The following is a 14,123-nucleotide window of genomic DNA, read 5'->3' as shown; positions in this document are numbered from 1 at the left end:
TCGATGAGGAGACGTGTGACCGACGAGAGTGGAGCGGGCTGGTTGCGACGGCTCTGGCAGTGGGTCCGCCCGTACCGCGGGCGGGTGTCGGTGGCGCTCGTGCTCGCGGTGGTGGGGCAGGGATTGCTGGCGCTGGTGCCGCTGGTCCAACAGATCATCGTCGACGACGTCCTGCTCGACCCGACGCAGTCCCTTGCGTTCTGGATCGCGATCCTGTGTTCCATCGGCGTGCTGAGCTTCGTCTCCCACGCGCTGCGCCGCTACATCGGCAGCCGGTGCGCCGTCGACGTGCAGCACGATCTGCGGGTTGCGGTCCACCGTCACCTGCACGCGCTCGATGCGCGACGCCGCGCGGAACTCGCTGCGGGCGACGTCATCTCGCGGGGCACGTCGGATCTCAACCTGATCCAGATGTTCCTCTCGCAGGTGCCGCTGTTCGTCGCCAACCTGACGTTGCTCGCGGTCGGGCTGATCGTGATGTTCACGCTGTCCCCGCCGCTGTTCGTGGTCGTGGCGACCAGCGTCCCGGTCCTGTTCTGGGTCACCCGCCGGCTCCGCCGCGAACTGTATCCCGCGTCGTTCGGCGATCAGGTGTTGCTGGGCCAGGTGGCCGCGGCGGTCGACGAGGAGATCTCCGGGGTCGAACTGATCCGGGCGTTCGGTCAGGAGTCGACGCGGCTGGATCGGTTCCGCGCCCGCGCGACCCGCCTGTTCTCCTCGCGGCTGCGCAGTGCGCGGATCTCGGCGCGGTGGAGCGCGGCGATGGTCGCGATCCCCGTCTTCACCCAGCTCGGCGTCCTGGTGGTCGGCGGTTGGCTGGCCATGAACGAGCACGTCTCGGTGGGTGTCTTCCTCGCATTCGCCTCGTACGTACTGCAATTCGCGCCTCCGGCGCGGCTGCTCGCGGCGATGGTGACGACGATGCAGCTGGCTCGGTCGGGGGCGCGCCGGGTGTTCGCGCTGTTGGACACCGTGCCGGCCGTGGACCCCACCGGTCCGGATCTCCCGTCGCCGGGCGGGACGATCGAGGTGACCGATGTCCACCTGGCGCTCGGCGGCCACCCCGTCCTGCGTGGTGTGACCACCTCGATCGCCCCGGGCAGCCGGGTCGCGATCATCGGTCCGTCCGGCGCGGGCAAGACGACCTTCGGCGCACTCATCGCCCGTCAGTTCGATCCCGATCGGGGAACGGTGCGCATCGGCGGCACCGACCTGCGCGCCGTGTCGCCACGGTCGGTGCGGTCGGCGGTGATGATGGTGTTCGACGAGAGCCTGCTGTTCTCCGGCACCCTCCGCGACAACATCGCGATGGGGACCCCGGCCGACGACGCGGGAATCGCCGCTGCTGCCCGCGCCGCCGCGGCCGATGAGTTCATCGAGCGGCTGCCCGCGGGCTACGACACCGTGGTCGGACCGGGCGGGATCTCGTTGTCGGGCGGTCAACGCCAGAGGATTGCGCTCGCCCGCGCCTTCTTCGCCGACCCGGCGGTCCTGATCCTCGACGACACGACGTCGGCGCTCGACCCGACGACCGAGCGGACGGTGTTGGCGGGCCTGGAAGGGCTGATGGTCGGCCGGACCACGATCCTGATCGCGCGCCGGCCGGCGACGACCGAACTCGCCGACCAGGTCATCGTCCTCGAGGCAGGTCGCATCACGCACGACGGTCCGCCGTCGGCGGTGCTCGCCGACCCGCGCGTCGCGGAGCTCCTGGCCGGCGGCGCGGTCCGGGGCGCGACCAGGCCTCACGAAGGGCAGGCGATCCCGAGTGCGGAGAGCTGGCCGGAAGTCGACGAGGCCGGCGCCGACCCGGTGATCCGGGCCCGGTTGGGTCTCGACGCCGACGAGAGCGGCAAGCAGGTCCAGCAGGTGGACTCGCACCTGCGCAAGGCGCTCCTGGCGCTCCCGCCGCTGACCGAGGTGCCCGCACCCGGCGACGACCGTCCGCCGCCGAGGTCGGCGCGCACCAGGGTCTTCGGACTGACCGGTTCCCTGCGGCCGTTCTGGTGGCCCGTCGCGCTGTGCGTCGTCCTGGTCATCGTCGACGCGGCGACGACGCTGGCCGTCCCCGCCCTCTTCCGCCACGCCATCGACAAGGGTGTCTCGGTGGACGCGACGACCGTGTTCTGGGTGACCACCGCGATCGTCCTGGTGATAGCGCTGGTGTCCTGGCTGAACTCGTGGGTGCTGGCGCTGCGGGCGGCGCGGGTCTTCGAGCGGGTGCTCTTCGCGCTGCGGCTCCGGCTGTTCGGGCACCTGCAGCGACTGCGCATCGACTATTTCGACGGGCGGCAGTCGGGCCGCATCGTCACCCGGCTCACCAGCGATGTGGACGCGGTCGGGCAGCTGATGACGCAGGGCATGGTCAACGCGATCGTCAACGTGTGCACGTGTGCTGGCATCCTGGCGGTGCTGGCCCTGCTCGACATCCGGCTTGCGGCCGCGATGCTCGTCACCATCCCGTTGCTCGCGGTGGGGTCGTGGGTCTTCGTCCGAGGCTCGAATCGGGCCTATCTGCAGGCACGTTCACGCATCGCGACCGTCACCGCGCTGCTCTCCGAACACCTCGGGCGGGTGCGGGTCACCCAGGCGCACAACGCCGAGGAGTGGGCGACGGGCGCCTTCGACGGGCACTCGCGACGCTACCGCGACGCGCGCCGCCGTTCGATGCTCTACATCTCGGTGTTCTTCCCCTTCCTGAACCTGCTCGCGGTGGTGGCCAAGGCGCTCATCCTGATCGTCGGCGCGCATCTCATGGACGCGGGCACGCTCACCACCGGTGTGCTGGTCGCCGCGCTCCTCTACGTCGATCTGTTCTTCACCCCGCTCCAACAGTTGTCGATCGTGCTCGACCTCTGGATTCAGGCTCGGGTCGGCACCCAGCGGATGCGCGGCTTCCTCGACACCCCTGTCGACACCTCCGCCGACGCGGACGTGCGGCCGGAGGCGACCGGAACAGCCGGACCAAGCGGCGCAGCAGTCGAATTCGACCGGGTGGTGTTCGGCTACTCGTCGACGACGCGGACGCGTGGTCGTCCTGCGCTCGACGGGCTGGACCTGGCCATCCCCGACGGCGAGACCGCGGCCGTGGTCGGCACGACCGGCGCGGGCAAGAGCACCGTGATGAAGCTGCTGTTGCGGTTCTACTCGCCCGACCGCGGCGTCGTCCGGGTCGGCGGCGTCGACTTGCGTGATCCCGGCTCACCGCGCACCCGGCCGAGGATCGCCTATGTGCCACAGGATCCCTACCTCTTCGCCGGGACGGTCGCGTCCAACATCGCGTTCGGGCGTCCCGACGCCGGGCAGGCGGAGATCGAGCGCGCGGCGAGGTCGGTCGGCGCGCACGAGAGCATCGCGGCCCTTCCGCTCGGCTACCAGACACCGGTCGGGCCGGGCCGGGCCACCCTGTCTGCGGGACAGCAGCAGCTGATCTGTCTCGCGCGCGCCGAACTCGTCGAGCCGGACCTGCTGATCCTCGACGAGGCGACCTCCGACATCGATCCGGGTACCGAAGCCCAGGTGCTCGCCGCGCTGCGAGCCGTCGCACGCAGTCGCACAACGGTCCTCGTGGCGCACCGACTCACCACCGCCGCGTGGGCGGACCGGGTCGTCGTGATGCGCGACGGCCGGGCCGTCCAGGTCGGGCGCCATGCCGATCTGGTGTCGAGGCCGGGTCCGTACCGCGATCTGTGGGAGAGCTACGCGCCGACTGACCCAGCCTTCAGCGAAGTTGTCAAGCTTTCCAACTGATGGAAACGCAGAGGTGTGCGCGGCGCCCGAGTCCACATAGCGTCTGCGGTAGCCCAGTCCTCGTGTTCGCCTGAACACGGTCTCCACCTGTCGAACAGGAGCCCTTCATGCCCGGATCCCCACGATTTCGCCTCGCCGCCGCCGCGGTCGCAGCGGCAGCGTTGTTCACCGTCGCCACCGGGTGTGCGTCGGGCGACTCGGACGGCGACGCTGCCGGCGGTGGCGACCAGTACGTGCTCAAGGTGACCGACCCGGGCAACGCCGGGCCACTGGCCGTCGGCAAACGTGACGGGACCTTCGACGAGGCGCTGGCCCCGCTCGGCGCCAAGATCGAATGGGTCAACTCGACACCGGGCTTCTCGTCCAACCTCAAGCTGTTCAACACCGGCCAGCTCGACGTGTCCGGCGGTGCCTACAGCCCGGTCGTCGGCGCCCTGTCGAAGAACGTCGGCGTCAAGATCATCGCGGTGGCCGACCCGGCCGGCAAGGACCAGAACGGCATCCTCGTCACCAAGGACTCCGGGGTCACCGATGTCGCCGGCCTCGTCGGCAAGCGGATCGCGGTCAATCCGGCGGGCAAGGGCGAGTACATCACGCTGAAGGCGTTGCAGCAGGCGGGTATTCCGTTCGACAAGGTCGAGCGGGTGCCCCTGCAGCAGGCCGAGGCAGGGTCGGCGTTCTCCACCGGTCAGGTCGACGCGTGGGCGTCCTTCAACCAGCCCTACCAGGAGGCGAAGGCCGCCGGCGGGGTCGAGATCGCCACCGAGGAGAGCATCGGTTCGGTCGACAACACCATCGTCGCCTTCCGGACCGAGGTGCTCGAAGAGCGGCCAGACGTCGCCGACGTGTACCTGAAGACGTTGCAGCAGTTGACCGATCAGCAGCGGGAGAATCCCGACGACTACGAGAACGTCTTCGAGAAGGCGGGTCCTCGGGCGCTCAGCGGAGACCGGCTCACCCGCGCCCTCGCCCTCGGCGCCGACGCGTCGACCCCGCGTTACCCCACGGCGGAAGACGGTGAGGACCTCGAATCGGTGTCGGCACTGTTCGTCGAAGCCGGCGTGATCCAGAAGCCGGTCACCGCCGAGGACATCTTCTTCGATCTGCCCGCACAGTTGCAGAAGTACGAGAGCGGACAGAAGTGACCTCGGCAACGGTCGCGAAGTCCACCGCGGGAGACGCTGCATCGCAGCGGGTGTCACGGATAGGTCTGGAGACCCCCCGGACTCGGAAGCAACGCAGCCGGCCCGTCTGGCTCTCGCTGCCGCTGCGGTTCCTGGTGCCCGGGGTCATCGTGGCCGTCTGGTGGATCGGCACCGCCACCGGCACGATCTCACCGTCGGTGCTGGCCTCACCCGGGGCGGTGTTCGACGCGTTCGTCGAGCTCTACCGCACCGGTCAGCTCATCGACTTCGCGCTGGCGTCGCTGGAGCGCGCTGCGCTCGGTGTCGGTCTGGGCGTCGGCGTCGGGTTGATCCTCGGGGTGCTCGCAGGCCTGTACACCCTCGGTGAGGAACTCATCGACTCGACGATGCAGATCAACCGGGCCATCCCGTTCCTCGCGCTGGTACCCCTGTTCATCGCCTGGTTCGGCATCGACAACACCTTCAAGGTGCTGCTGATCGCCATCGCCACGGTGTCGCCGATGTACGCCTACAGCTACCTCGGGGTCCGCAACGTCGACCGCAAGATGATCGAGGCGGCACAGGGTTTCGGGCTCACCGGGGGCCGTCTGATCCTCGGCGTGATCATCCCGGCGGCGCTGCCGGGAATCCTGATGGCACTCCGGATCTGCCTGTCGATCTCGATCACCGGACTCATCGCCGCCGAGCAGGTCGGCACCCGAGAGGGCATCGGTTATCTGGTGAGTCTGGCGCAGGAGTACAACCGCACCGACTACATGATCCTGTGCGTGGTGCTGTACGCCATCCTCGGCCTGATCTTCGACCTGATCGTCCGCATCCTCGAGAAGTACTCGATGCCGTGGCGGGCGGGGGTGACCGTCCGATGAGCCCGGAGGCTCCGCTGCCCCCACTCCTCGAACGGCAGCCGACGCAGGTCACCGCGCGCGAACGTCGTGCGGGCCAACCGGTTGCGGTCTCGCTGACCGGAGTGACCAAGACCTTCGGACCGAAGACCGTGCTGCACTCGGTCGACCTGACCATCAGGCGCGGCGAGTTCGTGGTGCTGCTCGGTCCATCGGGAACCGGGAAGACGACGCTGCTGCGGTTGCTGACCGGCCTCGAAGAGCCCGACTCCGGCGAGATCCTCGTCCCCGCAGCACGCACGACGGTCTACCAGGAGCCGAGGCTGGTGCCCTCGAAGCGGGCGCTGGCCAACGTGACCATCGGTCAGCGTGGTGGCAAGAGCACCAAGGACCGCGGTCGGGCCGCGCTGGCGGAGGTCAACCTCGCGGACAAGGCCGACGCCTGGCCGGCGACTCTGTCCGGCGGTGAGGCGCAGCGTGTCGCGCTGGCCCGGGCTCTCGTCCGCGAACCGGAACTGCTGCTGCTCGACGAACCGTTCGCGGCACTCGACGCCCTCACCCGGCTCCAGATGCAGGACCTGGTCGGCGACCTGGTGGCCCGACACCAGCCCGCGGTGCTTCTCGTGACCCACGATGTCGACGAGGCGGTCCGGCTGGCCGACCGCGTGATCATCCTGTCGCACGGCACCTTCGGCGTCGACGAGGACATCGACCTGCCCCGCCCACGTGACCGCTCCGACCCCGAATCGCTCCGCTACCGCGCCGAGTTCCTCCGCGAACTCGGCGTCGGCCGCATACATCCCGACACCGAGAGTTGAGGAACATCATGACCATCGACAGCGTGACTCCCATCGACACCGCGACCACCCCGGCGGGCGCTACCGATGCCGACACCGTCTGGTACACCCGGTGCCCGGTCCCCACCGCCAGTGGTCTGGCCAACAGCCTGGGTTGGCTCGGCGAGCCGGCATCGGCTGCGGGCCTGCGATTCTCGATCCTCCAGGACGCGGGCGCCGAACTCGCGCCCCGCCACTTCGATCATCAGCTGTCGGGCCTGATCCGCGAAGGCGGCAACGTGCCGGCGATCGTCGCCCGCGCCTCGGGTTCGCCGACACGTCTGATCGGACTGACCTGGATCGACGAGTCGCAGTCGATTCTGGTGGGACCCGACTCCGACATCGACGATGCCGCCGGGCTCCGCGGTAGACGAGTCGGTGTTCCCGCGTGGGCGGTCGACCAGGCACGCAGCTTTCCGCGCGCGATGTCGTTGCACGGCTTCGCTTCCGCGCTGGCACTCGCCGGACTCTCGTTCGGCGACGTGATCGTCGTCGAGACGGCCGGCAACTGGGAACCACGCGTACGCACCGAGGAAGCGGCTCGGTTGCGATCGGTGCCGTCCGGTTTCCCGGAACTGCTCAACGGTGACGTCGACGCCATCTACGTGAAGGGTGCCCGGGCCGCTGAGGCCGCCGCCGAGCACGGTCTGCGGGTCCTCGTCGACCTCGATTCGACCGAGTCGAGGCGGTCGCGGGTCAACAACGGTACGCCGCGGCCGATCACCGTCCACGAGTCGCTGCTGCAGGATCATCCCGAGGTCGTCGTCGGTTTCCTCGCCGCCAGCCTCCGTGCGGCCGACTGGGCGGCCGGAAATCTCGGAACGGTCCGTGAAGTGCTTGCGCAGGAGACGTTCTCGGGGCCAGAAGGCGTCGCGGCGGCGTATGGCGACGGCTTCCACACCTCGTTACACCCATCGCTCTCCGAGGAGCGGCTGGATCTGCTGGGAGTCCAGAAGCGCTTCCTCTACACCTATGGTTTCCTGCCCGCCGACTTCGACATCGAGAGCTGGGTCGACGTCGAGCCACTGCGGCGTGCGCGCGCCGAGATCGGTGGGGCCACACCCATCTCAGAGATCTCCGGAGAAGCGTGATGGTCGCGTTCGAATGGGAGGTGCCGACTCGCGGCGACAGCAGGCACGTCGGCTCCGTCGGGAGGCACCGCGGTGGCTGGGCGCCCACGCCCGGATCCGCGGTGGCCACCGACCTGCGAACGGGTGGCCGGTGGGATCCGTTCGATCCGACCGAGCAGGTGATCACCGCGATCGACACCGCAGGCTACGACTCGGTGATCGCCCCGTACGACCCCGCCGGAGAGGAATCGTGGATCCTGGCGGGTATCGCGTTGCGACGCACGCGACATGCGCGCGTCGCCGTCGAGTTCCATCCCGGTTTCGGGACACCCGTCTACGCGGCGAAGGTGTCGGCGACCCTGCAGCGGAACTCCGACGACCGGCTGCAGTGGCAGGTGCGCGTGGTGACCGACGCCGCGGACAACCGGGCTCGCGGAGATCGACTGACGGAAACCGCGCGCTACCGCCGAGCGGACGAATTCCTGACCGTGGCGAAAGGGGTGTGGGACGGGGCCGGAGGACGCCAGGGTGGTTTCGACGGTGGCGAGTTCAACCACGCGGGCGAGTTCTACGAGGTCATCGACGGCGGGCTCGACCGGTCGGTGCACGGCCATCGATTCCCGACCGTCCGCCTGACCGGGGAGAGCGACGACGCGCTCGCGCTGTCGGCCAGGCACGGCGACATCCATCTGTTCGAACTGTCCTCGACCGGCGCGGCACCCGCGATCGGATCGCTCTCCGAACGGGCGGCCGCACTCGGACGGACCGTCGAGGCGGGCCTCTACCTACCGGTGATCGCACGCGCGACGAAAGACGAGGCGGTGCAACGCCTGCGCCGTCAATGGCGTGACGCCTACGGCGCGGACGCCGACATCCGCGCCGAGGATCTCTGGGTCGACGACCTCACGTTCGCCGGGTTCGACCGGATCGGCCACCGCCACCCGATCGGTCTGGTCGGCTCGTACGACGATGTCGCGCAACGGATCGTCGGACTGTCCGAGCAGGGTTTCCAGCGGTTCGTCCTGTCCGGCATACCGAACATCGAGGAACTCAATCGCAACACCGAGCACCTCCTCTTCCGGGCGGACGAACGAAACCGCGTCTTGTCCTGACCGTTCCCTGACCGACCCGTTTCCCATCGACGAGCGGAGACCCATGACCATCGACTTCTACTGGCGGATAGGCATGGGTGGCGACCATGCCACCCTGCGCACGCCGCGCCGGCTCAACCGGGGCGACTGGCGCGGCGTCCAGCCGGGCAACCTGACGCCGGCGATCCGTGCGGGAGAACGTGACTCGTACAGCTACATCGACCACATGGCGGCCGTGGCCAAGGCCTCGGAGAGCGCCGGCTTCGTCGGCGGGTTGCTCCCGTCGTTCCCCGGGACCGACGATCCGTGGGCGGCTGCTGCGGCGCTGGCCCGAGAGACCAGCACATACCGGTTCATGGTCGCGTTCCAGCCGGGGTTCCTGCATCCGCTGCAGGCCGCCCGGATGTCGGCCAGCCTGCAGCGCGCGACTGGAGGACGCCTCGTCTACAACATCATCAGCGGGGGCGGCGGCCCGGCGCAGCTGTGGTGGGGTGACAAGGTCGCCCACGACGACCGCTATCGCCGGACCAGCGAGTTCCTCGACGTCCTCAAGGGCGTATGGGGGAGTGAGCCGTTCGACTACGACGGCGACTTCTTCGCCACCGAGGGTGCGGTGCTGCCACCACAACTCGCCGAGACACCGTTTCCGGAGATCTACTTCTCCGGGTCGTCCGGCGCCGCGGTCAACGCCGCGGGCAGCCACGCCGATTACTACCTGTCCTGGCTCGAACCCTTCGCGGATCTGCGTGCCAAGTTCGACGGGGTACGCGAGCACGCGGCGCGGCTGGGACGGCGTCCGCGGTTCGCCGTCCGCATCGACGTGCTCGCCCGGCACACCGCCGAGGCGGCGTGGGCGGAGATCGCCGAGGGCTGGCAGCACGTCGACCGCGCGGCGGCGAACCGCCAGGCGCAGGGCGACTCCGTCGGCGCGGGCCGGATCAAGGGCTGGGTGCCCGAGAACATCACCCACTATTCCGATCTCGAGGTCCAGCCCAACGTGTGGTGCGGATTCAGCCTGATGCGCGGCGGCCCGGCGTTCGGGTTGGTCGGCAGCTATGAGCAGGTCGCCGAACGGCTCGACGAGCTGATCGATCTCGGCGTCGACGCCTTCATCCTGGCGGGCAACCCCCATCTCGAGGAGGCCTACCGCGTGGGCGAGGAGGTCCTCCCGCTCCTGGGACGATCGCGGCTCGGCCGCGCCGAGAACACCGCCGGTTCCGCTCTGGGCGTGGCCTGAGCAGCAGCGCTTTCTCTATCACACGCCATCGCCGAAGACAGACAACCCATGTGACGCAAGGAGAGACATGACCACCGTAGAAACCGGCCTCGACCGCGAGGTCGCCGAATTCGTCGCCGAGGCGACCGAGCACGCACAGAAGGCGTTCGACGTCTTCCGGACCACCGGGACGGTGTCGGCGAACGGCACCGCCAACTTCGTCGAACGCGTACCCGGCCGTGAGATCGCCGTCGCACTGAACGACCCGGGTCCCTGGGCCGACGACCTGACCGTGCACCCCGTGGTCGCGACCTTCGACGGGGAGATCCTGTCCGGATCGGGCGCAGCGGGTTTCGTGACATCGTACGCGCCGGTGTTCCGGGCCCACGAGGACATCACGACCGTCGTGCACATTCACACGCCCTGGCTGGGTGCCTGGGCGCAGACCCACCGGACCCTCCCGATCCGGTACGCGGCCTCCCAGCGGCTGACGCTGTCCCGGGAGATCAAGCCGCACATCAATCGTCACCAGCCGGCGTCGGAGTTCATCCTCGAGCGTCTCCAGGAGGATCCGCACCTCGCCGCGATCTTCGAGGCCAACGGCGGGTCCAACGTGATCGGCCGTCGGGGACTGCTCGACACCGCGAAGTTCATCGTCCTGCTGGAGGAGGGCGCCCAGTTCCAGGCGATCGCCGAAGGACTCGGCGGGTCGGCGGAGTTCCACCCCACCAACCTCGAGGTCCAGTGGAAGCGCAGCGGTCTGCTGTCCGAGGCACGCGAGCGCGGCCTCATCCCCGAACTCTGACCCCTGCCTGAGGCGCGAGCCTCCCTATGCCCCCATCCGAGAAGAAGTGACCCACCACTGCTCCCTGAGGTGCGAGCGAAGCGAGCCACGAAGGGCGTGATGACCCGCCTCGCCAGCCCTTCGAGGCTCGTCGCTATCGCTCCTCGCACCTCAGGGAGCAGGGGTGTGGTCGCTATCGCAGTCACCAGGAATACCAACAATGACGGCCGCGAGGCTGCCGGAATCGAGAGAGACAATGACCGTTCGAGTCGGCTATTTCCCGCACAACAATTCCCTGTTCGTGCTCCGCCACCGGGGCATCCTGGAGCAGCGCATCGACGTCGAGTGGGTCGATCTGCGCAGCCTGCCCGCCACATCGGAGCCGGACCCGACCACGGGCCTGCCCACGCTGCACTCGGATTGGCTGTTCACCGAGGGCGGATACGACTTCATCGGCACGGGCTTCACGCCGCCGATCACCGGTCTGGCGCAGGAGCGCGACCTGGTCTACGTCGGGGTGTCCGGACCGCGCACCGAGAACGGGCGTCTCGTCGTGAAGGCCGACTCGGACATCGACTCGGTGACCGCACTGAAGGGCAAGCGGGTGGGCATCGCCCACGGTTCGTGGCAGACGACACTGCTGCTGTTCGCGCTCGACTCGGTCGGATTGACCTGGCGCGACATCATTCCCGTCAACACCTCGGTCACCGATGGCGCCGACCTGTTCCGCAATGGCACGATCGACGCCTGGGTCGGCGCCTACCCCGGCCTGGCCGCCGTCGAGCGTGATCTCGAACTCCGGACTCTGATCGACACCGAGGGCCTGTTCAGCCACCCGTCGCTGTGGTTCACCCGACGCGACTTCGCCGAACAGCATCCCGCGGAACTGGCCGCCATCGTCGACGCGCTCCGTGAGTCGGATCAGTGGATCGTCGATCATCCCCGAGAGGCGGCCGAGTACTTCGTGCAGGACGTCGTCGATCGGGGTGGCGACGCGAGTCTCGACGCCTGGGAAGCCGCCATCCGCAACCGGCCGTTCGGAATCGGGCCCGTCACGGAGGACTTCCTCGACGAGCAGCAGCGTGCCGCCGACCTCCTCCACGCGAACGGTCTGCTCCCGCGGGCCGTCCGGGTGCGCGAGGCTGTTCTCCCCTCGGCCGAGGCTGTCGTCACCGCGTCGTGACGGGCGTCAGTGCTGCGCGGCCGTGACATCCGTGCCGCGCGGCACGAGCACGAAGACGGCCGCGGCGACGGCGACGAGCGTGAGCCCGCCGATCAGGCTCGTCTCCTGCATGGCGTCGGTGAACGCGGTCGCCGCCCGCTCCGCGAGGCCCGGCGCACCGGCCGCCTCGGCGAGACCCATCGCGGCGCCGAGGGATTCGGCGGCCGCATCGGTCACCTCATCCGGTACACCGGGGATCGGTTCGGCGGTCAGTGTGGACCGGTACAGGATCGACGCGACGCTGCCCAGGATGGCGACGCCGAGCACGTTGCCGAGGTCGTACGCGGTCTCCTCCAGCGCAGCGGCGTTGCCCGCCTTGGCATCCGGGGTCCCGGCCATGATCATCGCCGACGCGATCGCCAGCGAGCCGATGCCGAAGCCGACGAGGACCTGGGCGACGGCGACCGTGCCGTAACCGAGTCCGTCGGAACCGAGCGACATCAGGGCCATGCCGACACCGGCGATGCCGATGCCGCCGGCCACGACGGCACGCGCGCCGATCAGGCGGGACAGCGGGGCGGCGATCATCGAGGACACGATCGCCGCTCCCGCCACCGGCAGCAACCGGATCCCGGCCGCGATCGGGGAGTGGCCCTCGACCAGCTGGAGCCATTGCGCCAGCAGCAGCAGTGCCGCTGCCAGTCCGAACATCGACCCGAGCGCTGCCAGGACACCGGCGCTGAAGGGCCGGCTGCGGAAGAGGGAGACGTCGAGGAGCGGTTCGGTGCGACGCAGGCATCGCCGCACGAACAGGGTCAGGACGAGAATCGCGCCGAGCAGGGCCAACCAGGCCGCCGGTGCGAGGAGGCTCTCCTCCTTGGCGAACCGCTTGATCGCCCAGACGAGCGCCACCATGCCGACGATCGACATCAATGCGCCGACAGCATCCCACCGGCCCGGCTGCGGATGCCTCGACTCCGGCAGGATCAGCAGGGCGGCAACGATGGCGACGGCCATCAGTGGAACGTTGACCAGGAACGCGGCGCGCCACGAGAAGTACTCCAGCAGAACGCCGCCGACGATCGGGCCGATGGCCGCACCCAGACCCGACACCGCGGCCCACAGCCCGAGTGCGGTGGCTCGTTCGGCGGGGTCGGTGAAGATGCTGCGCAGCAGCGACAGTGTGGTCGGCATGATCATCGCGCCGCCGACACCCAGCAGCACCCGCACCGCGATCACCGCTCCGGGTGAATCGGCCAGGAGCACGAGTGCCGAGGCGCCGCCGAACACCGCGAAGCCCGTGACCAGCATCCGCTTTCGGCCCCACCGATCGGCGAGCGAGCTCATCGAGAGCAGCAGGCCGGCCAGGACGAGCGAGTAGGCGTCGATGATCCACAACTGCTGATCGGCGGTCGGGCGGAGGTCGGCGGCCAGATCGGGCAGCGCGACGTTGAGGATCGTCAGATCGACGGTGATGACCAGCAGGCTGGCCGACAGCACCGCGGCCGACGCCCACCGGCGCCGGACGGACAGGTCCTGTCCGGCGCCGGGCATGCCGGGTGACGAGGTGGTCTTCGATGAATGCTGCGTCATCGTCGGCTCCGGTTCTGATCGGTGGTCGAGGGGGTGGAGGGCAGCGCGGTGAGAGCGGTCAGGGTGGCCGTCAGGTCGTCGATTGACAGCGGTGACCCGTAGAGGAGTGCGTGCATCGCCACCCCGTCGGTGTACGCGGCGATGGCGCGGGCGGCAGTCCGCCCGACATGGGGTATCAGCGTCTCGACCAGTCCGTCGGTCCACCGAATCGCGAGCGGACGGAGCGAGGGGTCGATCACCGCGGCCGACACGAGGGCGAGGTCGGCACGGATCAGCCGCTCGTCGGACAGGTACTCGTGGAGCGCCTCGGCGAAGACCGCGGCCGACGGGCCGTGCTCGCCGAGTGTCTCCGCGACGTCGGCCAGGCCCGAGTCGATGTCGTCGGCCAGATGGGCGAGCGCAGCCTCGCGCAGATCGTCGAGCGTGGCGAAGTACTGCGTCGTCGAACCGAGTGGTACACCTGCGCGTTTGGCGACGAGTCGGTGGGTGAGACCGTCGGAACCGACTTCGGTGATCAGGGTGGCGGCGGCCTCGACGATGATGCGACGACGTTCTTCGGGGTTCCGGCGGCGACGGACCGGGGCCTCGGTCATGACGGTCTTCTCATGACGGTCCGGTCCTCTCGACGTTGATG

General features: G+C 69.2%; 11 protein-coding genes. 9 read left to right on the top strand and 2 right to left on the bottom strand.

Features of this window, described 5'->3' with window-relative positions; all coding sequences use genetic code 11:
* Positions 1-15 precede the first annotated feature (15 nt).
* The 9 genes from BCM27_RS21225 (at position 16) to BCM27_RS21185 (ending at position 11,917) form a co-directional block, all read left to right on the top strand.
* Positions 16-3,750 carry an ABC transporter ATP-binding protein gene (locus BCM27_RS21225; protein ID WP_004021292.1) on the top strand — a complete coding sequence of 1,245 codons (3,735 nt, stop codon included), beginning with the start codon at positions 16-18 and terminating at the stop codon, positions 3,748-3,750.
* Positions 3,751-3,857: 107 nt separating this feature from the next.
* Positions 3,858-4,895: an NrtA/SsuA/CpmA family ABC transporter substrate-binding protein gene (locus BCM27_RS21220; protein ID WP_004021293.1), complete on the top strand. Its 1,038-nt coding sequence runs from the start codon at positions 3,858-3,860 to the stop codon at positions 4,893-4,895.
* A complete protein-coding gene (locus tag BCM27_RS21215; RefSeq protein ID WP_004021294.1) occupies positions 4,892-5,761 on the top strand; it encodes an ABC transporter permease in 870 nt (289 codons plus the stop codon). Before BCM27_RS21220 ends, BCM27_RS21215 begins: the two co-directional genes overlap by 4 nt.
* The gene (locus BCM27_RS21210; RefSeq protein WP_004021295.1) at positions 5,758-6,555 is read left to right on the top strand and encodes an ABC transporter ATP-binding protein; all 798 of its coding nucleotides are present in this window, start codon (positions 5,758-5,760) and stop codon (positions 6,553-6,555) included. Before BCM27_RS21215 ends, BCM27_RS21210 begins: the two co-directional genes overlap by 4 nt.
* 8 nt (positions 6,556-6,563) lie before the next feature.
* Positions 6,564-7,664 carry an ABC transporter substrate-binding protein gene (locus tag BCM27_RS21205; protein WP_004021296.1) on the top strand — a complete coding sequence of 367 codons (1,101 nt, stop codon included), beginning with the start codon at positions 6,564-6,566 and terminating at the stop codon, positions 7,662-7,664.
* Positions 7,664-8,755, top strand: a complete 1,092-nt coding sequence (locus BCM27_RS21200; RefSeq protein ID WP_004021297.1) for an LLM class oxidoreductase — start codon at positions 7,664-7,666, stop codon at positions 8,753-8,755. Before BCM27_RS21205 ends, BCM27_RS21200 begins: the two co-directional genes overlap by 1 nt.
* 43 nt (positions 8,756-8,798) lie before the next feature.
* Entirely contained in the window at positions 8,799-9,971 is a 1,173-nt protein-coding gene (locus tag BCM27_RS21195) for an LLM class flavin-dependent oxidoreductase (RefSeq protein WP_004021298.1), read from the top strand.
* Positions 9,972-10,038: 67 nt separating this feature from the next.
* Positions 10,039-10,755, top strand: coding sequence for a class II aldolase/adducin family protein (locus BCM27_RS21190; protein ID WP_004021299.1), 717 nt, complete (start codon positions 10,039-10,041; stop codon positions 10,753-10,755).
* Between the two features lie 235 nt (positions 10,756-10,990).
* Positions 10,991-11,917: an ABC transporter substrate-binding protein gene (locus tag BCM27_RS21185; protein WP_033206262.1), complete on the top strand. Its 927-nt coding sequence runs from the start codon at positions 10,991-10,993 to the stop codon at positions 11,915-11,917.
* A gap of 6 nt (positions 11,918-11,923) precedes the next feature.
* Here the strand turns inward: BCM27_RS21185 and BCM27_RS21180 are convergent, their stop codons facing one another.
* Positions 11,924-13,489 carry an MFS transporter gene (locus BCM27_RS21180; RefSeq protein WP_004021301.1) on the bottom strand — a complete coding sequence of 522 codons (1,566 nt, stop codon included), beginning with the start codon at positions 13,487-13,489 and terminating at the stop codon, positions 11,924-11,926.
* Positions 13,486-14,082 (bottom strand): TetR/AcrR family transcriptional regulator, encoded by a 597-nt coding sequence (locus BCM27_RS21175; protein WP_004021302.1) that lies wholly within the window; start codon positions 14,080-14,082, stop codon positions 13,486-13,488. The genes BCM27_RS21180 and BCM27_RS21175 overlap by 4 nt, the downstream gene beginning before the upstream one ends.
* Positions 14,083-14,123 lie beyond the last annotated feature (41 nt).

The organism is Gordonia terrae, assembly GCF_001698225.1.
Classification (GTDB): Bacteria; Actinomycetota; Actinomycetes; order Mycobacteriales; family Mycobacteriaceae; genus Gordonia; species Gordonia terrae.
This window is presented reverse-complemented; position numbering and strand designations above follow the sequence as displayed.

Excerpts from the sequence above, each read along its gene's own strand:
- BCM27_RS21185 (WP_033206262.1), top strand. The coding sequence starts at position 10,991 with ATGACCGTTCGAGTCGGCTATTTCCCGCACAACAATTCCCTGTTCGTG.
- BCM27_RS21195 (WP_004021298.1), top strand. The coding sequence starts at position 8,799 with ATGACCATCGACTTCTACTGGCGGATAGGCATGGGTGGCGACCATGCC.
- BCM27_RS21175 (WP_004021302.1), bottom strand. The coding sequence starts at position 14,082 with ATGACCGAGGCCCCGGTCCGTCGCCGCCGGAACCCCGAAGAACGTCGT.
- BCM27_RS21200 (WP_004021297.1), top strand. The coding sequence starts at position 7,664 with ATGGTCGCGTTCGAATGGGAGGTGCCGACTCGCGGCGACAGCAGGCAC.
- BCM27_RS21180 (WP_004021301.1), bottom strand. The coding sequence starts at position 13,489 with ATGACGCAGCATTCATCGAAGACCACCTCGTCACCCGGCATGCCCGGC.
- BCM27_RS21210 (WP_004021295.1), top strand. The coding sequence starts at position 5,758 with ATGAGCCCGGAGGCTCCGCTGCCCCCACTCCTCGAACGGCAGCCGACG.
- BCM27_RS21220 (WP_004021293.1), top strand. The coding sequence starts at position 3,858 with ATGCCCGGATCCCCACGATTTCGCCTCGCCGCCGCCGCGGTCGCAGCG.
- BCM27_RS21205 (WP_004021296.1), top strand. The coding sequence starts at position 6,564 with ATGACCATCGACAGCGTGACTCCCATCGACACCGCGACCACCCCGGCG.
- BCM27_RS21190 (WP_004021299.1), top strand. The coding sequence starts at position 10,039 with ATGACCACCGTAGAAACCGGCCTCGACCGCGAGGTCGCCGAATTCGTC.